The sequence below is a fragment of the Micromonospora sp. NPDC002296 genome, from assembly GCF_040296145.1.
Lineage (GTDB): Bacteria > Actinomycetota > Actinomycetes > Mycobacteriales > Micromonosporaceae > Micromonospora.
This window is the reverse complement of sequence record NZ_JBEOWQ010000012.1, coordinates 71,952-98,080: the sequence shown is the minus strand read 5'-3', so window position 1 is coordinate 98,080 and position 26,129 is coordinate 71,952. Positions and strand designations below refer to the sequence as shown.

The window sequence follows — 26,129 nt, the reverse complement described above, 5'->3', positions numbered from 1 at the left end:
GCTCACTCGCCGATGAACACGTAGCTCAACCGGTCGACCAACTCGCTGGGCAGTCGCAGGCCCTCCCCGCCTGCGCGCTTGGCGACCTGCTGCGCGACGGCCGACGGCACCGCCACCTGGCCGAGGATGGTCCGGACGGCCAACTCCACCGGCAGGTACTGGATGTCCATCAGGGTCAGCGTGCGGTACGCGCAGAACGGCGCGGCGCTCGGGTTGAGCTGGAGGATCGCCGGCAACTCGTCCCAGTTGGTGGGCAGCTCCCCGGTGAGCCGGCGCGGCTGCCGGATCGTCTCGCCCCGGTGTCGTAGCACGCCGAGGCGGGTCAACTGCCAGACCGAGGCAAGCAGCGCGCATGCCCACACCCGGGTCTGCGGCTCGCCGGACCACAACTCGATGTCGACGAAGATGGAGTGCTGGGGATCGCCGGACTGCACCGGCGGGGACCACGGTCGGGGCAGGGTCATCGCCGGGGCGTCGACATGCCCGGGTGACCGCTTGCCGTTGGAGAGCCAGCCCGCCTCGCTCAGCGGTGGGCGACTGCCGGTGGTGTGCCGGGGCGGTTCCACCACCAGTGTGTCGACCACCAACTGGGCCAGCTCGAGCCCGTCGTGACGGGCGAAACTGGACTCCCGGGCGACGTAGTCCAGCACCAGTCCGTGCTCCGCCGCGGCGCTCTGCACCTGCGGGATCACCTCGTGCGGCGTACCGAAACGGTGGAAGTAGTCGTCCACCATGAAGCAGGTGCTGATCCGCGGTTGACGGTTCGGTGGCAGCCCTTGCCGGGCCAGGGCCGGGATGGCGCTCGACCAGACTGCGATCCGCTCGAACTTGCGGCGCAGCTCCTGACACCCGTCGCCGAAGTCCTCCGCGTAGAAGTGCCCCAACTCCACCGACAGGTGCGAGTACGCCACGCTCTCTGTACGACGCACCGCAGCTGCCTCCTGGAACCTGACGTCCACGCTGATCACACAATCTCCCATGCCGTCTCGTCGAAGAGCTTCTCGGTCAGATCGACGAAGGCGTCAACGGTCTTCACGTTCGCGATTTTGCTTTGCACGTCGTGGTCCGAGATGAGCTGCTCCCGCCACTGCAGCAGTGGATCCAGCGGCACCGTGCCGAGCAGCGTGGTGCGCCCGACGCCCCGCCGTCGGGCCAGCTCCGACAGCTCCGCGTCGCACTTGCGCAGGAAGGCCTGCTGCGCGAGGTCGAGGTGGCCGACCTCGGGGCCTCGGGGATCGATCACCGCCGTACGGATGAACCGCAGTGACTCGCGCAGCCGGTCCGGCTCGTGGCCGTACTCCTTGCCCATCGCCACGATCCCACCCGCCTCGAAGGCCAGGTCCGAGGCCGCGGTGACGTGTTGGGGAGTCCACCGATGGAAGACCAGCCAGCGAGCCGTGACCTTGCGCAGGGTCGGGGTGGCGGTCGCGGCCAGCGCGATCTGGCTGGCGTACGACCGGCCGGCGCTGAGATCCACCAGGGTGAGGTCGAACTCCTCTTCGAGACGGAGGAAGAGTTCGGCGCAGCGCTTGGCGATGTCGTTGGTGAACCCGAACTCGCTGCCGTTGCGCTGCCCGGGCAGGAGCACCAGCGGACCGGCCCCGGTGGGCCGCTGGCGCAGGCTGGCCCGCTCCGAGGTGCCCCAGACGTCCAACTGCTCCGGAGACGGGATCTCCCCCCGCAGGTACCGGTGCAGCCCGCCACCGTTGGGCCCCGCGCCCTCCACGCCGTTGACCGCCTGCGGGATCTGGAACGTGATGCCGGCCGTCGGCGAGCCGAAATCGTAGTCGAGGTAGCAGGTGGGGCGGCCGGACAGCGCGCTGCGGTAGGCGATGTTCGCCGCGGTCACCGAACGCCCGGTGCCGCCCTTGTGCGATGTGACGAAGACCAGCATTCAGATCCCCTCGCTGGCTTTCTGCTGCCCGGTGGCGATGTCGTTGAGCAGCAGCAGCAGGGTGTTCGCCAGGGCCGCTGCGGTGCCAGGGCGTTCGTCCACCACCAGCTGCGCCCGGCGCAGGCTGGCCCGGATGCTGCGCATGCTGCGCTGCATCGCATCCCCGGCGAACGTGCCGCGCATCAACTCCCGATCGAATAGGTACTCGGCCTCGTCGATGAGGTCCTGCGCATATGTGGCGAGCCGGCCGGCTCGCGGGAACGGCCGCTCCCAGAGCAGCTGACCGGCGTTGACCAGCCCCTGCACCACCCGCTCGGTCAGGTACCAGGAGGGCGCGTCCGGCTTGGGGGCCAGCCCGGGGAAGGCGCCGCCGGCGTGATCCCACAGGCCACGGTGCCGGCCGTCGGGGATACGCCGCAGCAGCAGGTGATCCCACACCTCGTCGGCCAGTTCGAGCAGCTCGCTGCGCCGCCGGGCGTTGCTGAGCAGACCCGCGACGGTAGTGGCCCGCTGGAGCAGCACCGTGGAGTATTCGTTGACGTTCCACGACATGATCGGCTTGGACCGTTCGGCGTTGAGGGTCACCTGCTTGCCCGGCGCGTGCACGAACAGCGCCGGCTCGTCGGGCGAGGCGCGGCGGGTGATCCGCGCCCGCTGCGCCAGCTCCACCAGCACCGAGGCGATCCGGCCGAGCTCCTCATCGCCGCGCCCGCCGGCGACCAGGCCCTTGACCGCCAACGACGTGGCCTGGAGGGTGTAGTAGTCGGTCCGGTCGCCGTCGGTCGTCCGCCAGGGAATGTCCTCGATGGGCCACCGCCGGCGGTTGCCGAAGGTCGCCACCGTCGCCCAGTAGGTCCGGGTCAGCTCCCAGCGCAGCAGCAGGGCCCGCGACAGCCGCTGCTGCTCCTCGTTGAGCAACCCGAGCAGGCGGGTGCGTTCGGAGTTCAGATCCTCGATCGCGTCCATCGCGATGACGGTGAAGTAGAGGTAGGGAGCGTTCTCCGCCGAGCCCTCGCGCTGCAGGCCGATCGACTCGGTGGTCGGCACCTCCTCGGCTCCGGCGATGATCCCCCAGGACCAGCCGCACTCGAACAGCATCTCGCTGTTGTCCAGATCCTCGGTCACCCGACCCGACCCGATGATCACGCTGCGCAGGCTGGCCATCGTTTCCCGCAGCTGTTCGCGCAGCGACGCCACGAGTTCCCGGCGCGGCAGCTCGTCCTGATTGATCATGTCGCACAGCCGGAGGCCGTATTCGTCGGTGGCGGTGAAGACGAAGGTGCTGAAGCTGCGGAGCAGGCCGACCATGGCCGCGGTGAGCCGCGCGCCGGCCATCTCGTCCAGGGCGTCCAGTTGCGCCAACAGGTCGCGCCGCTGGGTGGAGTTACGGTAGACCTTGACGAAACCGATCGTTGCCAGGGCCAGCGTGACGGACACCGCGAAAGAGTCGACGATGTCCAGGGAGCGTTGCTCGTCGGTGAGCTCCGGGCCGCCGTCCAGCGGGGTGAGGTAGCTTCCGCCGCTGAAGGTCGGGGTGCCGGTGTCGTCGGTGTACCGCGTGAAATAGTCGATCATCACGCCGACCAGCCGGCGGGGAATTTCGATCGCGCCGCCGATCGGGCTGAGCGCCTCGATCACCTCGTCGTCGGCGCGGTCCGGGTCGTCGAGCGACAGCGCGGGGACCTTGGCCGCCGGGAGTAGCAGGGTCAGGAGTTGCTCGGCGTCACTGATCGAGTTGGTGCCACTCCGACCACCCCAGTGCCATTCACCGTTCTGCCAGCAACTGCGCACCGTGGCCCGCCAGATGTCAAGGATCTCCTGGCGCGGCTGTATCCGCACGATTCACCGCCGTCTGTTGTAGTCGTCGACCTGAAAACCGCTGGTCCTGCCGTTCACACGATGATCTACGGTGATCCATACCGACGTTGCAACAACATGGTACCGGGCCAGTCGAGTGCCACTCGATTACTTCGATGGCGCGTCTGCATAACAGTCTGGGGCCACCCGTTCGTGATCACCTCACGCAGGCCCTTCAGCCCGTCGCAGACGAGGAAGAAACACGTCCTGACGCCGTGGCTGCGTAGTTCGGCTCAGGTCACTGCAGCTGGGACAACGCCCGGCGCGGTGGCCGCCCTCAAGCGGGCTGCCGCAACTCGCGGGCGCGGTTTCCGTCCGGGTTGGACCGGCGGTGGCTGCGCGAGCGCGCGGCGAACACGAGCAACCACACCATGAGGACGACCTCACCGCCGAACGTGACTGCGGCGACCTGAATCGTGTACGCGGCCGAGACAAGCGCCCCGATCGAGTCGGCGAGATAGCCCGCGCCGGCGATCGCTACGAGCACCGCCACCCAGGTCGGCACAGTGGGAGACCGCCATGCCAGCCACCCGATCATCAGCAGGTGGATGCCGAACAGGATCAGACCCAGGCTCCAGATCTCCTCGAATTCGGTGATGTACGCGTACACGTTGGGGCTGATCTCGTCGGTCGCCGGACCGTCGTGCAGGAGGCCGGCGGCGGCGATCAGGTAGGTGATCGCGACGGCGAAGACGACCGCGTACGCGGTGCGGCACCAGGCCGAGAGCAGTGGGACGGTGCGGTGGGTGTCATCGAAGAACGCCCGCAGCGCCCAGGCGACCAGCACGTCGAGGCAGACCACCGCGAACAGGGCAACGACGGCAAGGACAAATGCCCGTTGATTCGACAGCATCTGGGTGCTGGTCTCGGCGGCGTCACTGGAGACCAGCCGGTCCACGACGCCGAAGTTGGCCAGCCCGGCGAGAACCGCCATCAGCAGCAGGCCGAGCCCGGCGGCCAGCGCCGCGCGGCCTGCTCGGGAGTCGCCGTCCACGGCCACCGCGCTCGGCGCCCCCACGGGAGCGGCGCTCGGCTGCACAGCGGCGGACGGCACGAAGCCGCGGGCGAGCAACAGCAGACCGAAGACAATCTCGAACAGACCTCCCGGGATCGCCAGGACGACCCCGACCCCGGCCCCCATCAGCTCGGCGGCCGCGCCCGTCGCCAGCAGCGCGTATCCGGCGAATCCCCAGACCGCCAGCCATCTCGGCAGCCAGCGCTGCCGGTCGAGGGCCAGGCAGAACGGCAGGCTGCCCAGCCCCAGCGACAGCATGGCCCCCTGGTAGGCGATGTCGGCGGCACCGGCACCGGCCGAGTCCAGCAGGACGATCCCGGCGGTGAGCAGGAACGCCTCCGCCCCGCGCGCGACAAGGTATGTCCAGGCGGCCCCCGGGCGCGATCGACGCAGCGCCCGGAAGGCCAGTACGCCGATGGCCGCCACCATGACGGAGTTGAGCACCACGAGCGCCGTCCCGGCGAGCTGCCCCGCGAGAGCGCTGCCCATGCCGTAGGAGACGAATGCCAACAGGAAGAACGCACCAGCGCATCCGCCGGTCACGCGGAGTGACATTTTTGCCTCTCAGGCTTTCGTACTAAGTAAGGGGTACTAAGTACGATAGCCTTGGCGGCAAGGCCGGTCAACGCGATGCCAGAGAAGACGGGAACCAATCGGTGGGCGAACCAGCACGGCAGCTGAGTCGCGAGCGGGTGCTGCAGGCTGCGGTCGGCATCGCCGACGCGCACGGCCTGGGGGCATTGACCATGCGGTCGCTGGCCGCCGAGCTGAACGCCAAGCCGATGTCGCTGTACCACTACATCCGCAACAAGGACGAACTCCTCGACGCCCTCGTGGACGGGGTTTTCGCGGAGATCGAACTGCCAGAGGTGGGCGGCGACTGGCGCGCCGAGGTGCGCCGGCGTTCCCTCTCGGCCCGGACGGTCCTCGCACGGCATCCCTGGGCGCTGACCCTGGTGGAGAACCGGACCAGTCCCGGTCCGGCCAACCTGCGCCATCACGACACCATGCTGGGTGTGCTGCGGGCCGGGGGGTTCTCGCTGCAGATGACGGCCCACGCGTACGCGATCATCGATGCATACGTCTACGGCTTCGTGCTGCAGGAGGCGTCGCTGCCGTTCGACGGTGAGGACTCCGCCAACGCGATCGCGGATTCGATCATGGAAGGATTCGCGGCGGGCGACTACCCGCACATGGTCGAGTTCGCCACGCAGCACGTCCAGCAGCCTGGCTACCACTTCGGCGGGCAGTTCGAATTCGGCCTCGATCTGATCCTCGACGGACTGGCCATGCACGGCGGTGCCACACGCCCGTCGTGACTCCCACTACCGGCCCGTCGGTGAGGTGCTCAGCTACTCCAGTGACGACTACGACACCGAGAACAACGGCGTCAACTACGACACCACCAGCACCGCCCAGTTCGTCATCCCCGAGTGATTCCCGGCGGGGCCGGTCCGGACCGGGCCGCCCCGCCGACCTCGCATCTCTCAGATCAGCCCGTGGGCGAGCATCGCCTCGGCGACGAGCCGGAAGCCGTCGATGTTGGCTCCAGCGACGTAGTTGCCCGGCATGCCGTACTCCTCGGCGGTGGCGTAGCAGCGGTCGTGGATGGTCTGCATGATCTCCCGCAGCCGCTGCTCAGAATGGGTGAAGGTCCACGAGTCGCGGCTGGCGTTCTGCTGCATTTCCAGCGCGCTGGCCGCGACTCCACCGGCGTTGGCCGCTTTTCCGGGGGCGAACCGCACCCCGGCCTCGGCGAAACCCCGCACCGCCTCCGGCGTGGTGGGCATGTTGGCCCCCTCCACCACGATGGTGCAGCCACCCGCGATCAGGGTGAGCGCGTCGGCGGCGGTGAGCTCGTTCTGCGTCGCGCAGGGGATCGCCAACTGGCAGGGCACTTCCCAGACCGGGCGACCTGCGACGAACGTGGCGTGCCGGCGCGCGTCGACATATTCGGCGATCCGTGCCCGGCGGACCTCCTTGACCTGCTTGAGCACGTCGACGTTGATTCCCTTTTCGTCGTGGATATAGCCGGAGGAGTCCGAGCATGCCACCACGGTGCCACCAAGCTGATGGACCTTTTCAATCGCGTAGACTGCCACGTTGCCCGAGCCGGAAACCACCACCCGCTTTCCGTCGAGACTGTCGCCGCCGTCGGCGCGTAGCATCGCCTCGGCGAAGAACACCGCACCGTAGCCGGTAGCCTCCCGGCGCACTTGGGCACCGCCGTAACTGAGGCCCTTGCCGGTCAGCACCCCGGACTCGTACCGGTTGGTGATCCGCTTGTACTGCCCGAACAGGTAGCCGATTTCCCGGCCACCGACTCCGATGTCGCCGGCCGGCACGTCCGTATACTCGCCGATGTGCCGGTACAGCTCAGTCATGAACGATTGGCAGAACCGCATCACCTCCCGGTCGGAGCGGCCCTTGGGGTCGAAGTCCGACCCGCCCTTGCCGCCGCCGATCGGCATGCCGGTCAGCGCGTTCTTGAACAGTTGTTCAAAACCGAGGAACTTCACGATCCCCAGATAGACCGACGGGTGGAAGCGAAGACCCCCCTTGTACGGGCCCAGGGCACTGTTGAACTCCACCCGGAAGCCGCGGTTGATGTGGACCTCACCGCGATCGTCCTCCCATGGCACCCGGAAGATGATCTGTCGCTCCGGCTCGCAGATCCGCTCAATAATCTTCGCTTCGGCGTACTCGGGATGCCTCTCCAGGGCCGGCACGACACTGTCGAGCACTTCCCGCACCGATTGGTGGAATTCGTCCTCGCCAGGGTTGCGCCGCACCACCGAGGTGAAGATCGACTCTAGCTTGTCCTGTGCCGACATACATACTCCTCGATGTGCAACCACGGCCGATCTGCCGCACGGGCTGGGCCACCCGCAGGTCACCCGCACCGCCGTGACCATGTCAAGATCACAACATCGCTGTGGGTGGCGATTTCGTGGTACGGCGACTTCGGCATGCTGAGCGGGAAGCTCCGGCAGGACGAGGTTTCCTCACGGCCCTTGTCCTTGACGACGCTTCGTCATGGTTCAGTGTGCCATTCCCGCTGCTGGCCCCGTCATCAGCAGTGCCGTTTGGCGAGGTGACGGCGCTGCGGATGCGTGCCGCGGCCTGTTGGCCGGCGACGAGACGTCTGGCTCCTACCGCTGAGACCGTTATGTCCGCCTACCTTGAGCAGGAGCGGTGGGCGCGCTTCGAGATCCGGCTGGAGGCGCTCCTCGACAGCCTCGCCGCCCATACCGGCCCGCTCCCACATCCGGCGAGCAGAACGGGCGCCCTACTGAGCGGCCAGCGGTGACGGTTGGAAGGGCGGCCGTGACGACCGGGCTCGCGCGGATACACCTCGCCAGAACCGGCGCGCACGGTGTGAGCTGCCGCACTGCCGCACTGCCGCACAGTCGGCACGTGACGCTTCGACTGCGACCGGCCACCCGGCGATGATGCCGGCCCCTCCTACGCCCCGCGCGCATCGCGGCAGATGTGCGCACCTGATCTTGGCCAGGGCCAGTCCGTGCGATGGGTACCGCGTTGGTGACGGCCGGCTCGGTCTGCGCCGAGCCTGGCGTGATGTCCGGGCGGACTGCTCGGCGCTGGACGACGAAGCGTTCGAGCCGTGGGCGCAATCACGAATGGCAGGAGAAGCCGGGAGGCGCCCTCCGGAGAGGGCACCTCCCGTCATGGCGTGGCGGTCAGGGGGTGGGCGGGTTGAACCTCAGTCCCAGTCCGGGCCGGAGGACCGGCTGCCGGTGGGTGTATTGGATGGCGCTGGTGCCGTCCGCGTTCTCGATGCCGATGGTGGCGGCGCCGCCGCGTTCGAGGAAGGTGCCGTCGTTGTCGGTGTAGGCGAAGCTGAAACCGCCGGCCTCGTCGAGGATGACCTGGAAGGTGACCCGGGTGAGGGGGTCCTCGTAGGAGTGGACGTTGCGCCACTCGATGACGAACTGCCGGTTGGGCGCGCTGCCCCGCACGGCGGTGCGGACGCTGGCGTTGCTGTCGACGACCCAGTCGTGCCAGAAGGGGTAGAGGGCGGCGTTGGGTTCCTCGGGGCTGTCCGGCGACGGGATGGGCCAGGCATCCGGCGAGGGTTCACCGGGGTCGACGAAGCTGAGCACGCCGTTGATGTCGGCCCAGGCGGTGGTGTACGTCTGCCCGTACAGGGTCACCGGGAAGGGCAGGGTGACCGGCGTGTACGCGTCGTCGCCGGTCAGCGGCAGGGTGGTGGTGTCGGCGGGGGTGTATGCGACGGCCTGTTCGGTCAGCCGGTACCCGCCGCCGGTCGCGGCGGCGCCGAGCGCGAAGTCGGCGGCGGCCTGGGTGCTGGTGCCGACGACGACCTGCCGCACGTCGGACCCCTTGCAGGCGCCGGTCGCGGTGCTGACCACCGCCCAGGACCCGGCCGGCACGGCGTTGACCAGGTAGGTGCCGTTGGCCGCGGTGGTGGCCGTCAGGCCCGCCACGGCGATGGTCGCCCCGGCCACCGGGGTGCCCTGGCAGGTGACGGTGCCGGCGACGCTGCCCTGTCCCGGCGGGTTGGGTTTGAAGGTGACGCCCTGCCCGCTGGCCAGCCAGTTCTCCCGGTGCAGGTACTGGAAGCCGATGGATCCGTCGCCGTTCTCGATGCCGACGGTGGCCTCGCCGCCGCGCTCGATGGGCTTGGTGGGGTCGATGTCGGCGTAGGCGAGGGTCACCTCCCCGTCCTCCTTGAAGATGACCTCGAAGGTGGCGCGGGTGTTGGTGTCGCCGTAGGCGTGGACGTTGCGCCACTCCACGACCCACTGCCGGTTCGGGGCGGTGCCGCTGGTCTTGGTGGCGATCCGGGCGGCCGAGTCGACCACCCAGTCGTCCCAGAGCGCGTAGACGGCGGCGTTCGGGGAGCCCTCGGCGGCCGGCGACGGCAGGGTGCCGGGGATCGAACCGATCCAGCCGAAGTACGCCGGGTCCTTGAAGCTGACCAGGCCGTTGGCGCTGATCCACGCCGAGGTGTACGACTCGCCGTAGAGCTTCACCGGGAACGGCGGGTTCTTCTGCCACACCGTCTCGTCGCCCGTCCAGGCTTCCGTGATGTCGCCGGGGACGAACGTGGTCGCCCCGGTCGTGCACTTGTAGCCGAACTCGTCGCCGTCGACCATCACCGACAGGTCCACGTCCGAGGTGCCGCCGGGATGGTTGACGATTTCCTTGGCGTACTGGCCGGCGCACCGGTTGTCGCCGGTCGACGCGGCCACCGCGTACTCGCCCACCGGCACGGCCGTGAACTGGTAGCTGCCGTCGACGCCGGTGGTGGCGCTGCGGTTGCCCGGGTTGAGGGTGACCGTGGCTCCGGAGACCGGCTGACCGGTCACGGCGGTGGTGAGGACGCCCTCGACGGTGCCGGCCGGGGCCGGGGTGTAGGTGATGGAGGTGTTGCCGGTGAGCGCCGCCTCCTGGAAGGAGTACAGCGCCGCCACCGTGCCCGAGGCGTTCTCCAGGCCGACGGTCGCGCCCGCGCCCTGCTGGACGGGGGTGGACATCGCGCCGTACTGGTAAGCGATCCGGCCGTCCTCGTGGAAGATCACCTCGAAGGTCAGCCGCCCGGTGCTCGGCGGGCGGAAGTTGACGTTGCGCCACTCGATCACGTACGACCGGTTCGGGGCCGTGCCGAGGGTCTGCGTCCGGACGCTGGCCGAGGCATCGACCTCGAAGTCGTCCCAGAACGGGGCCACCACCGCGTTCGGCGCCGTCGCCGTCGGCATCGTCGGGTTGGCCCAGGTGTCCGGCTCACCGGAGACGGCGCCGAAGCTGACCAGGCCGTTGGTGTGCACCCGGCCGGTCGTGTACGACTGGCCGTGGAACTTCATCGGGAAGGGCAGCGTCACCGACGCCGTGGCGTCGTCGCCGGTCAGGGCAAGGACGTTGGCTGCCGCGACGAAGCCGCCGGCGCCGGTGGCGCAGGCGTACCCCATGCCCCCGTAGTCCGGGCCGAGCTGAAGGTTGCGCACGGTGTCGGTGGACAGCTCCACCTGGCTGCGCACCGCGGCGCCGCACCGGCCGGCGAGCTTCGCCGAGACGGTGTAGCTGTCGGCGACCAGGCCCGTGAAGCTGTACGCCCCGCCGGCGCCGGTGGTGACGCTCAGGCCGCTCGGGTCCAGCGAGATCGTCGCTCCCACCACCGGGGTGCCGACCGCGTCGGTGAGCGCACCGGAGAGGTTGTGGACCTCCAGGCCACCGGCGACGTCCGGGCGGACGAAGGTGATCGCCTGGCCGTTCGCCAGGACCGGCTCACCGGCGGAGTACGTCAGGCCGTCCTCGCCGGCGTCGGCCTCGATGCCGACGATGGCGTTGGCGCCCTTCTCGGCGGCGTTGTCGAGCTGGTCGTAGTTGGTGCTCACCGTCCCGTCCGGCGCCAGCACCGCCTCGAAGGACAACCGCTGGGCGGTGTTGCCCTTGCGGTGCACGTTGCGCCACTCCACCACGAACCGCTGCCCGCTGCCCGTCCCGGTGGTCGCGGTGCGCACACTCGCCGACGCGTCGACGACCAGGTCGTCCCAGAACGGGGCCACCAGGGCGTTCGGGTCGGCCGGGGCCGGTAGCTGCCCGCCGCCGGTGTACGGGTGGGAGCCGCCCGGGTCGGTGAACGACAGCACACCGTTGGTGTCCACCCACGCGCTGCGGTAGGCGCCGCCGTAGAACGGGAACGCGAACGGAAGCTGCACCGTAGCGACGGCGTCGTCACCGGTCAGCGGCAGCACCGTGCCGGCCGCGGTGAAGGCCGTGGCCTGCTCGGTGCAGGTGTGACCGAGGTCGTCGCTGATCACGCCGAGGAAGATGTCCAGGGTCAGGCCCTGGCCGTCGATCTCGATGGGCTCGCTGAACGCCGCACCGCACCGCCCGCCGAACGCGACGGTGATGGTGTACGAGCCGGGCGCGAACCCGGTCAGGGCGTAGCTGCCGTCCGCGCCCGAGGTGGCCTGGTGCCCACCCGGCTGGAGCTGAACGACGGCACCGGCCTGTGGCAGGAAGTTCGGATCCCACACCGTGCCGGACAGGCTCGCCGCGGACGCGACGGTGAACTGGCCCTGGTTCATGTCGCCGACCCGGTTGCCGTCGTCGACGGCGACCGCGTAGACGGGTCGCTCACCGGTGGTGGCGCCAACGTTGACGGTGACGGTGGCCGTGCCGCCCGCAGCGGTGGCGTTGACCGTGGTGCCCAGGCCGGTGCCGTCGACGCTGTACTTGAACTTCGTGACGTTCGTGTCGCCACCGGCATCGAACGTGACGGTGAGCTGACCGCCCGCGGTGACGGCTGCGCCGCCCGGGAAAGTGATCTTCGGTTGCAGGGGCACGGCCAGCTTCGCCAGGTTGGCCGGGGTCTCGATGAAGCTGTAGAACCGCACGTCGTCGACGGCGCCGGTGAAGAAGCCGTCCGCGCTGCCGTTCCACAGCCGCCTGCCGACCGCCACCTCGCTGGTGGCGTTGAAGCCGCCGATCAGCGTCGCGGTGGCGGTCTGGGCGACGCCGTTGACGTAGAGCGTCATCTTCTTGGTCGCCCCGTCGTACACGCCGGCCAGGTGGGTCCACTTGCCGGCGGTGGGTGCCGCGTCCGACAAGACGCTGTACAGCGCCGGGTTGTCGGTGTCGGTGGCCGCCATGGTGAACCGCCACCGCTGGTTGCTGCCGGCGTAGGCGAGGTGGTATGCGGACATTCGGGAGCCGCTCGCGCTCACCACGGTCTGGGGGTTGGTGCCCGCGATGGAGCTGATTTTCGCCCAGGCGGTGACGGTGAAGCTGGAGTCGGTCCGGACCGGGGTGGAGACGCCCGTGTCAGGGTGCGGGGCGCTGATGGTCCCGGTACGGGTCGCCCCGGTGGTTCCCGGCAGCGACAGGGCGGTGCCGTCGCCGGAGCGGCCGGCGACCCGGGTGGCGGACGCGCCGAGGGTCAAGGCGTTGCTGTGGCCGGAGACGTCGGTGGCGGTCGTGCCGGTCTCCTCGAACGTCCACTGAGCAGCAGGGCCGGACCCGCCACGGACGCTGAACGTGTGGGTCACCGGGGTGGCGAAGCGCCCGGCGTGGTCCTTGGACCAGACGTAGAGAACGTTCACCCCGTCGTGCAACGGCGTCACGGTGATCGACGCGCCGAAGTCAGTGGTACGGGCAGGGACGGTCTTCGCCGCGGTCAGCACGCCCGAGTCCAGGCTGTAGGCATACTCCTTGACCTCGTACGGCCGGGTGGTCGGCGGGCTCACGGCGAACGTCCCCGGCAGACCGACGCCACCGCGCGGGACGCCGTCATCGGGGTAACTGGTGGAGGCGACATCGGCGGCCGGTGGCGGCGGTGTCGCGTCGACGGTGAACTCACAGGTGCCGGACCAGGGGCTGTAGTGGGTGCCGTCCCACGTCCGGGCCTGCCACACGTAGCTCGTGCCGTCGGTCAGCTTGCCCGCCGGGATCGCCTTCGACGCCGCCGACGGGTTGCCCGCCGCCTGGGAGACCTTGTTCGTCTCGTTCCGCGCGCCGCCCACCGGCCACCAGTAGAAGTAGGTGGTCAGCGACTGCTGCGAGGTGTCCGGGTCGGAGTGCTTCGCCGCCAGGATCGGCGTCGTGGTCAACACGTACGGCCGCGAGGTGCCGGTGGCGCAGACCTTACCGTCGGACTTGCGGTCCCCGGGCGCGTTCGGGTCGGTGTTGTAGGTGATCGCCAGCTTCGGCGAGGCGTGGTTGAACCGCTTCCACTGGTTCTTGGTGCCCTCGTCGATCGCCCGCAGGCCAACGGTCAGGTTCGACCACTTGCTCGCCGCCGCCTTCTCCACCATCGACTTGACGTTGAACTCGATCGTGCCGGTGCCGAGGCAGCCGTGCGCCGACCCGTACTTGCGGTTGCCCACGCTCTGCGCGGTGTAGGCGCTGTACCAGGTCGGCTGCTTGTTCCACGTCGTGCCCGACGAGATCGACCCGGTCATCCACAGCTTCGCGTTCGTCTTCGGGCTGCACGTCCACGACCACCGCTGCTCCACCCGGAACTGCGCGCTCAGGATGTGCTTGCCCGCCACGGCGGAGGTGTTCATCCGGAACATCGAACGGATGATGTGGTCCGCGCACCCGGAGCAGTCCTCCGTGCGGCCCGCACCCGCCGACCCGACCAGCTTCCCGTTGGACAACGCGGAGGAGTTCTGCCAGAACGAACTCGACTTGTACTTGCTCCACACCGACGTCCACGCGTTGCTCGCGATCCCGCCGGTCCACGACGGGTCGATGTAGATCGGCAGCTTCGTGCCCCGGTCGGCGAGCATGGCCTTGTCCGGAACCAACGTCATCACGTCACCGTCGACCCGTACCGGCATGACGGCCCGACGGGCACTCTCGGGCACCGCGTCCCGGTCCGGCGCCACCTCGGCGGCGCGGTCCGGCACGGCGGGTACGGGCTTCGTCGGCTTGGGCCGCGGGGCGGCTTCCTGCTCCCGCTTCTCCGGGGCCGGCGTCGCGGCCGTGCGATCCTCCGGGTCCGAGGAGTCCCACATCAGGGGTGCCGGCGCGGCGAATACGGTGCCGCCTTTGGCGTCCCGGGCGGCGAGCCCGCCGCCGGCGGCCGAGCGGACCGACAGGCCCTTGGCCTCGATCCCGAACCGCAGGGACGCCAGCTTGGGGTTCGCCGCCGCCTCCCGCGTGCGGACGACCAGCACCTCGGAGAAGCCGAGCGGCTGGGCCGTGACCTGAAGGTCGACGTCGGGCAGGACGTCGCGGTACGTCGCGGTGGAACCGGCGAGCACCGGCGCCGGAAGCTTCCCGGGCCAGGAGACAGCCAACTCGCGGGAGCCGTCGCGCAACCGGGCGAACGGCCCGTCACCCTTGGCGGAGAACACCATCGGCAGGACCGTCGCCCGCGGGACGACGCCCTCGGACGTCAGCTTCAGCGTCGTGTCCACCGGCGCCCAGGACTTGCCCTTGCGCACCCGGGTCGGCTCGATCGTCTGCTCCAACGTGCGGGAGCCATCAGGGTTCAGGAAGGTCTGCGACCACTCCGTACGCTCGGAGAGGACCTCCACCCGCCGGCCACAGACGTCCAGCATCCGCCGGGCCGCCCCCGCATCCGGCTGCTCCTCGACGCAGGGGCCCCTCTTCGGCTCAACGGCGGTAGCCGGGGCGGCGGGCGCCACGAGCGTCGTGACGGTGGTCGCCGCTGCCATCGCGACAGCCAGCCGACGCCGGAAAGAACCTGTTCGAGCCCGCGCTACGCGCGCAGGCAGATACCCACCAGCCACCGACGACCCCCGTGATCACGTCTGACAGTACGCAGACCCTAGATATAGAAGTCGCCCAATGTAAAGGGGTTGCTACAACCTGCAACCACACAACGGGCATTTGGCGGCCAAGGATCGATCTGGATCACAGAGGGTCATCTCGGCGGAACGTGCACCACTGCCGAGAGAGCGCCGGGCGATCTCGGTGCGGGTCTACCCGGGCTGCTGGGGCACGACATCCTGATCAGCCCCGAGGGCTCGGACATCGGCACGCCGGCCCGGGCAGGTCCGCGGCGGGCCGGTATTCTTGATCGGTACCGGACTGTACCCATATGTCCGCCATTCCGAGGGGTGACCATGCCCGATCACGCGTCCGGCCGCATCGACCTCGCGCGCCTGCAGCAAGTGCTCGACGGGCCGTGGGCCGAGGTTCGCAACGCGCACCGGAACCACCTCGACGAGCGCTTCCTCCCGGTGTACGGCGAAACCGGCGACCAGGCACGTGAGCGGATCAGCCGGCTGCTCACCGCACTTCCCGTCGAGCTGGGTATCGCGTCGGCGTTCCCCACCGAGTACGGCGGCAGATCCGACGTCGGCGGCTCGATCGTCGCCAGCGAGATGCTGGCGCAGGTCGACCTGTCGCTGATGGTCAAGGCGGGCGTGCAGTGGGGCCTGTTCGGCGGCGCGGTCGGGGCCCTCGGCACCCGGCGGCACCACGACGCCTATCTACGGGACATCATCTCGGGCAAGATCTTCGGCTGCTTCGCGATGACCGAGACCGGCCACGGCTCCGACGTCCAGCAGCTGCGCACCACCTGCACGTACGACCCACGGACGCAGACCTTCGACCTGCACACCCCGTACGAGGCGGCCCGCAAGGACTACATCGGCAACGCGGCCCGGGACGGGCGGATGGCGGTGGTCTTCGCGCAGCTGATCACCGGCGGGCGGCGGCACGGCGTACACGCGTGGCTGGTCCCGATCCGCGACGCGCAGGGCAACCCGATGCCGGGCGTGACCATCGGCGACGCCGGACCCAAGGCCGGCCTGCTCGGCGTCGACAACGGGCGACTCAGCTTCGACCACGTGCGAGTGCCGCGGGACATGCTGCTGGACCGGTACGGTCAGGTCGCGGAGGACGGGACGTACGCCAGCCCGATCGAGAACGACTCCCGGCGCTTCTTCACCATGCTCGGCACCCTGGTCCGCGGCCGGGTGAGCGTGGGCGGCGCCGCGTCCGCGGCCACCAGGTCGGCGCTGACCATCGCGGTGCGCTACGGCGACCTCCGCCGCCAGTTCGGCACGCCCGACGCGGACCGGGAGGTGCTGCTCAACGACTACCTGGCCCACCAGCGCAAGCTGCTGCCCGCGCTGGCCACCACGTACGCGCTGCACTTCGCCCAGACCGAGCTGGTCACCGCGCTGAGTGAGGTGCAGGGCGGCGACGGGCCGGTCGACGAGCGCCGGCAACGGGAGCTGGAGTCCCGGGCCGCCGGTCTCAAGGCCGCGCAGACCTGGCACGCGACCCGCACCATCCAGGCGTGCCGCGAGGCGTGCGGCGGCGCCGGCTACCTCGCCGAGAACCGGCTACCCAGTCTCAAGGCCGACACCGACGTCTTCACCACGTTCGAGGGCGACAACACGGTGCTGCTGCAACTGGTCGCCAAGGGGCTGCTCACCGGCTACCGCGACGAGTTCGGCTCGTTGGACGGCTGGGGGCGCGCCTCCTTCGTCGCCGAGCAGGTGCGCGAGATGGTGCTGGAACGCACCGCCGCGCGGTCACTCATCGAGCGCCTGATCAGCGCCGTGCCCGGCCGCGACGACGAGGTCGCCGTCACCGACCGGGGCTGGCAGCTCAAGGTTTTCGAGGACCGCGAGAGGCACCTGCTCGACGGCGCGGTCCGCCGCCTGCGCAACGGCGCGGCCACGAAGAAGGACCGGCCCTTCGACATCTTCAACGACGTCCAGGACCACGTCCTCGCCGTCGCCGCCGCGCACATCGACCGGGTCACCCTGGAGGCGTTCGTCGCCGGCATCGAGGACACCACGGACCCGGCGGTCCGGGCGCTGCTCTCCCGGGTCTGTGACCTGTACGCGCTCAGCGTCATCGAGGCGAACAAAGGATGGTTCCTGGAACACGGCCGTCTCACGCCGGCCCGCGCCAAGGCGATCACCGGCGTGGTGAACGGTCTACTCAAAGAGCTGCGCCCGCACATGCGGACACTCGTGGACGGCTTCGCCATCCCGGACACGTGGCTGCACTGCGCCATCCTGCGCGAGGAACCCCGCCGGCAGGAGACCATGGCCGCCCACGACGCCGCCGGCGATCCGCAGGCAGTCCCGGCGTAGGCAGAAAGGCTCGTGTGCGGTGGGTGCCCGACCATCGGCTGCGCGCCGGTCCGGCGGACGCGCCAGTCTTGGCTCGCGGTTATCCCATCGCCCGGGGCGCGGCGACGCTGTCGCGGGCGACGAGGGTCGGGGCGATGGTCTGCCGCAGCGCGCCACCACCGCCGGTCTCGATCTGGGTGAGCAGCATGTTCAGGCTCGCCCGGGCCACGGCGTCGAAGTCCGGCCGGACGGTGGTCAGCGGCGGAATGAAGTATGCCGCCTCCGGCACATCGTCGAAACCGACCACGCTGAGGTCGTCGGGCACCCGCTTGCCGGCCTCGTGCAGGGCCCGCAGCACGCCGAGCGCGAGATGGTCGTTGGCGGTAAAGATCGCGGTGACCTCGGGCATCCGGGCCAGCATCTGCCCGCACCGGTAGCCGGAGGCGGCAGACCAGTCCGCCGACATCAGGGGCGGCTCCTCCGCCCCCGCAGCCGACAACGCATCCCTCCAGCCGTCGATGCGGCCCGCGCTGTCGAACCAGTCCGACGGCCCGGACACATGCCAGACCGTGCGGTGCCCCGCGTCGAGCAGGTGCCGGGTGGCCTCCCGGGCCCCGGCCACCTGGTCGACCGTCACCAGCGGCATCGGCCGGCGCGGATCACCGTCGACGGTGACCAGCGGCACGCCCTTCGGCAGCCGCTCCAACGCCTCCCCGGCCGACTCGACCGGGGCGATGACCACGATGCCGGCGACCCGGTGCGCCAGGTGCCGCTCGACGGCGTCGGAGATGGACCGGTGGTCCAGGTTGCGCACGCTGCCCACGCTGACGGCGAAGCCCTGCTCCGCTGCGGTCTGCTCCAGCGCGGCGAGCAGCGACGCCGGTCCGTACAGGGTGGTGTTCTGCGCGACCACCCCGATGACCTTCGACCGGCCGGTGACCAGGGCCCGCGCGGCACTGTTGGGCCGATAGTCCAGCTCGACGATCGCGGCCTGCACCCGCAACCGGGTCTGCTCGCGGACGTTGGGGTGACCGTTGAGCACCCGAGACACCGTCTGATGGGAGACTCCGGCCAGACGGGCGACGTCCGTCATCGCAGGACCGTGCACGGCCATTGTCACTCCCCCCGCCGACGTCCCCAGCTACCGCGGCCGGTCGACGTCGACTCACGCGGACTCGTGCCCGGTCCCCTCGCGCGGCCACGATGCCGGCGCCGATGCCCTGGGTGACCAGCGTTGCACCGCCGCCAGTCTACGCCAGCCCTCGCACTGGGCATGGCACGACCGAGCCCTCTCGGTGGTCACCCGCCAGAGGTCCGACGAATACCGTGGGTGGGTTCCCGCGGGCCGGGCCGCGCGAGACGAAGGGCCCGTCTCCCCGCCCTTCGGGGGCGCGGAGACGGGCCCGCACGGCTGAGTCGCGCGTCGCCTCCGGAGGAACATCCCTCCTCCGGAGCGACCGGTCAGGACGCGGTCGGTGTCACGGTGTGGCCAGTTCGAACCGGCGTACGGTGACCGCGCCGCCCAGGGACTGCGTGGCGTGGTTGAAGATGGCGAACCGGTAGCCCATGAAGAACTCCCAGTTGTTGGCCAGGGTCAGCGCGTTCCCGAGTCGGGTGAAGGTCACCCCGTCGGTGCTGTACGAGAAGGTCGCCTGCCGGCCGGCCCCGGGCCTGATGTCGGCGGTGGCCCGCAACCAGATCCGACCGCCGGAGACCGGCGCGCTGGCCACCTCCGTACCGGTGCTGGTGGTGTTCCAGTTGCCGTCCATCGTCAGGCCGTTCTGCATGACCACGCGGGTGCTGCCGTTGTCGCGTCTGACGCCGACCCAGGCCGACGTGTTACGGAACACCGACAGGCCGGCGCGGTCCCCGTTCGCCATCGCGGAGTAGTCGAGTTCGACCGTGGCCGTGGAGCTGGGGCCCTGGACGCGGTGGGTCAACGTGTTGCGGGCCGCGTAGAGGTCGCTGGTGACGGTGGCCGTCTGCAGCCGGAGCCCGTTGTTGACCGAGAACCGGCTGGTGTCCGGGTTGTGGTTCCACTCCCACTGCGGCCCCAGGGTGGTGCCGGCGAACGTGTCCACGCCGGTGAGCGGCTTCACCGCCCGCGGCGGCGCGGGCAGGTTCGGCACCGGGTACGAGCCGCCCCAGGCGCCGTTGACGGTCTGGACCTGCGGCCAGCCGTCGCTGGTCCAGGTGATCGGGGCCATCGCCGGCATCCGCCCACCGGGGTAGGCGTCGACGAAGGCCATGTAGTACCAGTCGCCGTTCTGGGTCTGCACCAGCCCGCCCTGGTGCGGCACGCCGCCGCCGGAGATCGGGCCGGGCATGTTGAGCAGCACCTGGCGCTGCTCGTACGGGCCGAAGGGACCGTTGGTCGACTTCAGCACGTACTGCCCGTTGGCCGGGCGCGTGAGCCAGATGTAGTAGGCGCCGTTGCGCTTGTAGAAGCGGGCGCCCTCCAGGGTGCCGATGCTCGACGGGGTCGTGTAGACCTGCTGGTTGCGGACCTGGGTACGCCCGTCGCCGGACAGCTGCGCGACGCTGATGGTGCCGTTGCCGTACGCCACGTACATCGTGTCGTTGTCGTCGATCAGCATGCCGGCGTCGTAGTAGCAGTTCGGGATGGTCGCGTGCCGGCTCCAGGTGCCGTCGACGGTGGACGCGGTGTAGATGTGGGTCTGGGCGAAATCGATACACCCCGCCCAGTAGAACGTCCGGTTGCTCGGCCGGTAGTTCAGCGTCGAGGCCCAGATCCCGTCGACGTAGGCCCGCCCGCTGCCCATGTCGTACTTCGAGCCGAAGTCCAGCCGGGGCACCGAGTGGCCGGCGAACTCCCAGTTGACCAGGTCGTACGAGCGCAGCACCGGCGCGCCGGGCGAGTAGTGCATGGTGGACGCCGACATGTAGTAGGTGTTGTCCACCCGGATGATGTCGACGTCGGCAAAGTCCTGCCAGACCACGGGGTTGGTGTACGTACCGCCGGGGTTGCCACCGTCGCCGACGCGGATCAGCTGCCACTGCTGGTGCGAGCCGTTGAAGTCGTCGTACTGCACCACGTTGCCGCCGTCGGCGGTGGAGGCATTCTGCATCTCCACCGCCTTGTTGCTGTTGCGGTTGATCAGCCGGACGTAACCACCGGCGGAGTCCGCCAACCGGAACTGCTGGTTGACCCCGTTACCGTCGCCCCACTGCACGATCGACGCACCGTTGGCGGTGGAGAAGTTGTAGACGTCGAGCACCTTGCCCGACAGGCGAGACTTCAACCGGTAGTAGCCGCCACCGGAGTCGACGAACTGCCACTGCTGGTTGGTGCCGTCGCTGCGCGTCCACTGGGTGATCCGCGCGCCGTCGGTCGTCGCCCGGTTGTAGACGTCCAGAGCCTTGCCGCTGTTGCGGTTCACCACCACGTACCAGGCGTTGGTGTCCACCGTCGCCGCCGCGGCCGGCGAGGTCGGGCCCACCGCCGCGAGCGCCCCGCCCACCACCACCGCCATCGCGGCGGCGACCCGCGACAACCACCCGCGCCGCCGCGGCGCGGACCACCGGAGCCTGCCGATGGAAGTCATGATCCTCCTTCGATGACCTTCAGTTCGGGCGAGTCGGAGCGGGCCACCCGTCCGGGGCGCCCGGGTCGCGGTGTCAGAAGCCGCGGGCGAGTCGGTAGTAGGCCTGGTTCCAGCGCAGCTCGTCGGCGAAGCGACGCGGATCGGTGTCCGCGTCGATGACGACGAGTTCGGTACGGCTCATCTCGGCCAGGTCGTGCAGTTCCTCCACACCCACCGCCTGCGACAGGACCGTGTGGTGCGGCGCGCCGGCGGTGATCCACGCCTCGGCCGAGCCGGGCAGGCTCGGGCGGGGGCGCCAGACAGCACGGGCCACCGGGAGTCGACGCAGCGGGTGCGGCGGCGACACCACGTCGATCTCGTTGGCCACCAGCCGGAAGCGTTCCCCCATGTCCGCCAGCCCCAGCACCACCGCCGGGCCGGGCGCGGCGTCGAAGACGAGCCGGACCGGGTCCTCCCGCCCACCGATGCTCAGCGGGTGGATCTCCACCTTCGGCACGTCCGCCGCGATGGTGGGGCAGACCTCCAGCATGTGGGCACCGAGCACCAACTCCTCGCCGGGAGTGAGGTCGTAGGTGTAGTCCTCCATGAACGAGGTGCCGCCGTCGACGCCCACCGACATCGCCTTCAACGTCCGCACCAGGACCGACGTCTTCCAGTCACCCTCGCCGCCGAAGCCGTAGCCGTCGGCCATCAACCGCTGCACGGCGATGCCGGGCAACTGGCGCAGCCCCCCGAGGTCCTCGAAGTTCGTGGTGAACGCCCGGAAGCCGCCCGCGTCGAGGAACGTCCGCAGACCGATCTCCAGCCGGGCCGCGTAGCGCAACGAGTCGTGCCGCTCCCCGCCGACCCGCAGCTCGGCGGGGACGCGACAGGTGTCGTCGTACTCCTTGACCACGTCGTCGACCTCCGCCTCGGCGACCTCGTCGACCACCCGGACCAGGTCGTTGACGCCGTAGGTGTTGACCGAGACACCGAAGCGCAGCTCCGCCTCCACCTTGTCACCCTCGGTCACCGCGACGTCGCGCATGTTGTCGCCGAACCGGGCCAGACGCAGCGACCGCATTGCCGACCAGCCCACCGCGGCCCGGGCCCAGGCACCCACCCGCGCGGCCACCCGAGGGTCACTGACGTGCCCGGCGACCGTCTTGCGGGCGACCCCGAGCCGGGTCTGGACGTACCCGAACTCCCGGTCGCCGTGGGCGGCCTGGTTCAGGTTCATGAAGTCCATGTCGATCTCGTCCCAGGGCAGCCGGACGTTGGCCTGGGTGTGCAGGTGCAGCAGTGGCGTCCGCAGCGCGTCCAGGCCGCCGATCCACATCTTCGCCGGCGAGAAGGTGTGCATCCACGCGATGACCCCGATCGCCCCCCGCACGGCGGCGTCGCGGCAGACCTCCAGGATGTCCGCGCTGGTGGTCAGGACCGGCTTCCAGACCACCCGCACGGGGACGTGGGGTGAGGCGTCCAGGGCCGCAGCGATCTGGCGGGACTGCTCCGCCACCTGGCGGAGGGTGTCCTCGCCGTACATGCCCTGACTACCGGTGAGGAACCAGACCTCGGGTTGCGCGTGTGTTGCCATATGGTTGCCTTCCGCGGGAGGGGCGGTCACTTGTAGCGGATTCCGACGAGACGCTGGAGCAGGATGAACGCGAAGAGCAGACCGCCGATCACGATCCGCGTCCACCAGGAGTTCAGGCTCCCGTCGAAGGTGATGAGGGTCTGGATCACGCCCAGCGCCAGCACGCCGAGCACCGTGCCGAAGACGTACCCCGAGCCACCGGTGAGGACGGTGCCGCCGATCACCACCGCCGCGATCACGTCCAACTCCATGCCGACGGCGATCAGCGGGGCGCCGGAGAGCGTGTAGAAGGACAGCAGGATCCCGCCGATCGCGGAGCACAGACCGCTGATCGTGTAGACCGCTATCCGGGTACGGCCGACCGGCAGCCCCATCAGCAGCGCCGACTGGGGGTTGCCACCGATGGCGTACACGTTGCGGCCGAGGCGGGTGTAGGCCAGCGTCCACGCCGCCGCGATGACCACGGCGAAGGCGATGAGCACGCTGATCGACACGAAGTTGCCCTGCGGATCGCCGATCCGCTGCTGGGACATGGTGGTCCAGAAGCCGTCCGTGATCGGGATCGACGACCCGCTGATGAAGGTGCACATGCCGCGGGCGAAGAACATCCCGGCGAGGGTGACGATGAACGGCTGGATCTCGAAGAAGTGGATCGCACAGCCCATCAGGAAGCCGAGCAACGGCCCGATGAGCAGCGCGACGACGAGCACCACCTCCGCCGGCAGGCCCTGCTGGAGCAGGGACGCCGACACCATCGCCGTCATCGCGACGACCGAGCCGACCGACAGGTCGATGCCGCCGGTGAGGATCACGAAGGTCATCCCGACCGCGACGACCAGCAGGAATCCGTTGTCGATGAAGACGTTGAAGACCACCTGGACGTTGGAGAACGCCCGGTACTGCGACACCCCGATGCCGTACATGACCAGGAGCAGGACGAGGGTCGCCAGCACCGGCACCTGCCGGCGGGGCAGCCGCAGTTTGGCCCGCCCGAGCGTCAGCGACGTGCTGCTCATGCCGGCACCTCCTCCTTCTCCCGCGCCGGGGTCGGCGGGCTGGTCGGGGCGGCTCTGCGCCGGCGGGTGATTCGGGCCCGGAAGGCCGGGGCCTGGATGAGGCAGACGGCGATGACCACGACCGCCTTGAACAGCAGCGCGGTCTGCGGCGAGATGTTCATGGCGTATACCGAGGTGGTGAGGGTCTGGATGATCAGCGCACCGAGGATGGTGCCGCTGAGATGGAACCGGCCGCCCGCGAGGGCCGTGCCGCCGATGACCACCGCGAGGATGGCGTCGAGTTCCACCCAGAGACCGGCGGCGTTGCCGTCGGCGCTGGACACGTTGGCAGTGATCATGAATCCGGCGACCGCGGCGCAGACGGCGCTGAGCACGTAGGCGAGGAACACGACCCGCCCCGAGCGGATGCCGGCCAGTCGACTGGCCTCGGCGTTACCGCCCACCGACTCGATGATCATGCCGAGCGCGGTCCAGCGGGTGAACGCGGCGACCAGCAGCGCCGCCGCCAGCGCGATGAGGATGGCCAGCGGCAGGGTCAGGACGTGGCCGAGCCCGATCGCCCGGTACGGCCCGGAGTTGATGGTGATGATCTGGCCCTCGGTGATCAGCTGCGCGAGACCCCGGCCGGCCACCATCAGGATCAGGGTCGCGATGATCGGCTGGATGCCGATCACGGCGACCAGCACCCCGTTCCAGGCACCGAGCACGAGCGCGATCCCCAGACCCATCGCGAGCGCGGTCAGCACTGCCGGAAGGCTGTTCTGGTCCGGCTGCTCGCTGATGTACAGGCAGGCGGTCGCGCCGCTGATCGCGACCATCGAGCCGACCGACAGGTCGATGCCGCCGGTGGAGATGACGACCGTCATGCCCAACGAGACGAGGATCAACGGCGCGCTCAGCCGCAGGATGTCGATCGGGGTGCCGTACAGATGCCCGTTGTTGACCTCGACGGAGAGGAAACCGGGACGGTAGATCGTATTCGCGGCCAGCATCACCACGAGCACCGCGACCGGCCAGAACAGCTGGTGCCCGGTCACCGCACGGTAGCGGCTCCTGGTGCCGGTCATCGGTTCACCTCCTCGCGGTGGGAACCGTTGGCGATCGTCTGCATGACGCGGTCGGCGTCGAGGCTGTCGTCGTTGGCGAGCTGCGCGACCATCCGCCGGTCGCGCATCACGACCACCTTGTGGCTCAGCCGCAGTACCTCCTCCAGCTCGGCGGAGATGAACAGCACGGCCATCCCGCCGTCGGACAACTGCGTGACCAGCTTCTGCAGCTCGGTCTTCGCCCCGATGTCGATGCCCCGGGTGGGTTCGTCGAGGATCAGCAGCCGTGGCTCGGTGATCAGCCAGCGGGCCAGTAGCACCTTCTGCTGGTTACCCCCGGAGAGGTTGCGTACCGGCGCCTCCGGGTCGGCCGGCCGGATCTGCAATGCCCTGATGTACTTCCCGACCAGCTCGTCCTGGCGGCGGCGCGGAATGGGCCGGAGCCAACCGCGGGCGGCCTGCATGGCCAGGAGCATGTTCTCCCGGACCGAGAGTTCCGCGACGATGCCCTCGGCCCGGCGGTTCTCCGAGCAGAAGCCGATGCCCCGGTCGATGGCCCGCGCGGGGGTGGGCAGTCCGGTCGGTTGCCCGTCCATGGCGATCTCACCGCGGTCGGCCCGGTCCGCGCCGAACAGCAGGCGGGCGACCTCGGTACGACCGGAGCCGAGCAGCCCGGCCAGGCCGACCACCTCCCCGGCGTGGATGGTGAGGCTGAACGGCTCCACCGCTCCGGACCGGCCCAGGTCGGAGACCGCCACCAGCGGCGTCCCCCTCTCCAGCGCGGCCACATCGCGCTTGGGCTGCTCGTCGATGCCCTCGAGGATGTCGAGCTCCTTGCCGATCATCTTCTCGACCAGGGTGAGCTGGGGCAGCTCGGCGGTCGGGTACTCCCCCACCAGTTGGCCGTTGCGCAGCACGGTGATCCGGTCGGCGACGGCGTAGACCTGGTCGAGGAAGTGGGTCACGAAGAGGATGGCGATGCCCTCGTCGCGCAACTGGCGCATGATGCGGAAGAGCTGCGCGACCTCACCCGCGTCGAGGCTGGAGGTCGGCTCGTCCAGGATCAGCACCCGAGCCTGGACGTCGATCGCGCGGGCGATGGCGACCATCTGCTGGATCGCCAGCGAGTACGACCCCAGCGGCGCGCTGACGTCGAGGTCGAGGTCGAGGCGGGACAGCAGCGCGCGGGCCCGGCGGCGCATCTCGCCCCAGCGCACGGCGCCGAGCCGGCGGGGTTCCCGGCCGATGAAGATGTTCTCCGCCACCGACAGGTTGGTGCAGAGGTTGACCTCCTGGTAGACGGTGCTCACCCCGGCCGCGGTGGCCTGCATCGGGCCGGCGAAGGAGACCTCCGTACCGCCGAGGGTGACCGTGCCACCGTCGGTGTCGTAGACGCCGGTCAACACCTTGATCAGGGTCGACTTGCCGGCCCCGTTCTCGCCCATCAGGGCGTGCACCTCACCGGGGAAGAGCCGGAAGTGGACGTCGTGGAGTGCGCGTACCCCGGGAAAGGACTTGCTGATCCCGGTCATCGTCAGGACCGGACGGCTATCCGTCATCCCATCAGACCTCTTCTGAGTTCGCGTCGCGGCGGGGCCGCCACGT

The 26,129-nt window shown here is 69.7% G+C and carries 15 protein-coding genes and 1 pseudogene; 3 read left to right on the top strand and 13 right to left on the bottom strand.

Annotation, left to right across the window (positions count from 1 at the left end):
* Nucleotides 1-2: 2 nt before the first annotated feature.
* The 5 genes and pseudogenes from ABT023_RS12870 to ABT023_RS12855 form a co-directional block, all read right to left on the bottom strand.
* Entirely contained in the window at nt 3-980 is a 978-nt protein-coding gene (locus ABT023_RS12870) for an SCO2522 family protein (protein WP_350884748.1), read from the bottom strand.
* Entirely contained in the window at nt 965-1,894 is a 930-nt protein-coding gene (locus ABT023_RS12865) for an SCO2523 family variant P-loop protein (RefSeq protein ID WP_350884746.1), read from the bottom strand. Before ABT023_RS12865 ends, ABT023_RS12870 begins: the two co-directional genes overlap by 16 nt.
* Nucleotides 1,895-3,733, bottom strand: coding sequence for an SCO2524 family protein (locus ABT023_RS12860; RefSeq protein ID WP_350884744.1), 1,839 nt, complete (start codon nt 3,731-3,733; stop codon nt 1,895-1,897).
* Between the two features lie 140 nt (nt 3,734-3,873).
* Nucleotides 3,874-3,981: pseudogene (locus ABT023_RS29110) on the bottom strand (transposase); the annotation flags it as partial.
* Between the two features lie 47 nt (nt 3,982-4,028).
* Nucleotides 4,029-5,309, bottom strand: coding sequence for a DUF4386 domain-containing protein (locus ABT023_RS12855; RefSeq protein WP_350884742.1), 1,281 nt, complete (start codon nt 5,307-5,309; stop codon nt 4,029-4,031).
* A gap of 113 nt (nt 5,310-5,422) precedes the next feature.
* Here ABT023_RS12855 and ABT023_RS12850 point away from each other — a divergent pair, with 113 nt between their 5' ends.
* Both ABT023_RS12850 and ABT023_RS12845 read left to right on the top strand, forming a co-directional pair.
* Entirely contained in the window at nt 5,423-6,085 is a 663-nt protein-coding gene (locus ABT023_RS12850) for a TetR/AcrR family transcriptional regulator (RefSeq protein WP_350884740.1), read from the top strand.
* Nucleotides 6,066-6,203 (top strand): hypothetical protein, encoded by a 138-nt coding sequence (locus ABT023_RS12845; protein WP_350884865.1) that lies wholly within the window; start codon nt 6,066-6,068, stop codon nt 6,201-6,203. Before ABT023_RS12850 ends, ABT023_RS12845 begins: the two co-directional genes overlap by 20 nt.
* Before the next feature lie 50 nt (nt 6,204-6,253).
* Here the strand turns inward: ABT023_RS12845 and gdhA are convergent, their stop codons facing one another.
* A complete protein-coding gene (gdhA, locus tag ABT023_RS12840) occupies nt 6,254-7,600 on the bottom strand; it encodes an NADP-specific glutamate dehydrogenase (protein WP_350884738.1) in 1,347 nt (448 codons plus the stop codon).
* An 867-nt stretch (nt 7,601-8,467) separates the two neighbouring features.
* Entirely contained in the window at nt 8,468-14,938 is a 6,471-nt protein-coding gene (locus ABT023_RS12835) for an NIDO-like domain-containing protein (RefSeq protein WP_350884736.1), read from the bottom strand.
* Nucleotides 14,939-15,349: 411 nt separating this feature from the next.
* Between ABT023_RS12835 and ABT023_RS12830 the strand changes: the two genes are divergently transcribed.
* The gene (locus ABT023_RS12830; protein WP_350884734.1) at nt 15,350-17,341 is read left to right on the top strand and encodes an acyl-CoA dehydrogenase family protein; all 1,992 of its coding nucleotides are present in this window, start codon (nt 15,350-15,352) and stop codon (nt 17,339-17,341) included.
* A 79-nt stretch (nt 17,342-17,420) separates the two neighbouring features.
* On the opposite strand, the gene ABT023_RS12825 is transcribed toward ABT023_RS12830, so the two are convergent.
* The 6 genes from ABT023_RS12825 to ABT023_RS12800 all read right to left on the bottom strand — a co-directional run bounded on the left by ABT023_RS12825 (nt 17,421) and on the right by ABT023_RS12800 (nt 26,083).
* Nucleotides 17,421-18,413, bottom strand: a complete 993-nt coding sequence (locus ABT023_RS12825; RefSeq protein WP_350884732.1) for a LacI family DNA-binding transcriptional regulator — start codon at nt 18,411-18,413, stop codon at nt 17,421-17,423.
* Nucleotides 18,414-18,798: 385 nt separating this feature from the next.
* Nucleotides 18,799-20,886, bottom strand: a complete 2,088-nt coding sequence (locus ABT023_RS12820; RefSeq protein ID WP_350884730.1) for a family 43 glycosylhydrolase — start codon at nt 20,884-20,886, stop codon at nt 18,799-18,801.
* 73 nt (nt 20,887-20,959) lie between these two features.
* On the bottom strand, nt 20,960-22,462 hold the full coding sequence (gene araA, locus ABT023_RS12815) for an L-arabinose isomerase (RefSeq protein WP_350884728.1): 1,503 nt from the start codon (nt 22,460-22,462) through the stop codon (nt 20,960-20,962).
* A 26-nt stretch (nt 22,463-22,488) separates the two neighbouring features.
* A complete protein-coding gene (yjfF, locus tag ABT023_RS12810) occupies nt 22,489-23,478 on the bottom strand; it encodes a galactofuranose ABC transporter, permease protein YjfF (RefSeq protein WP_350884726.1) in 990 nt (329 codons plus the stop codon).
* Nucleotides 23,475-24,545 (bottom strand): ABC transporter permease, encoded by a 1,071-nt coding sequence (locus ABT023_RS12805; protein ID WP_350884724.1) that lies wholly within the window; start codon nt 24,543-24,545, stop codon nt 23,475-23,477. The genes yjfF and ABT023_RS12805 overlap by 4 nt, the downstream gene beginning before the upstream one ends.
* A complete protein-coding gene (locus ABT023_RS12800) occupies nt 24,542-26,083 on the bottom strand; it encodes a sugar ABC transporter ATP-binding protein (RefSeq protein WP_350884722.1) in 1,542 nt (513 codons plus the stop codon). The genes ABT023_RS12805 and ABT023_RS12800 overlap by 4 nt, the downstream gene beginning before the upstream one ends.
* Nucleotides 26,084-26,129: the final 46 nt, after the last annotated feature.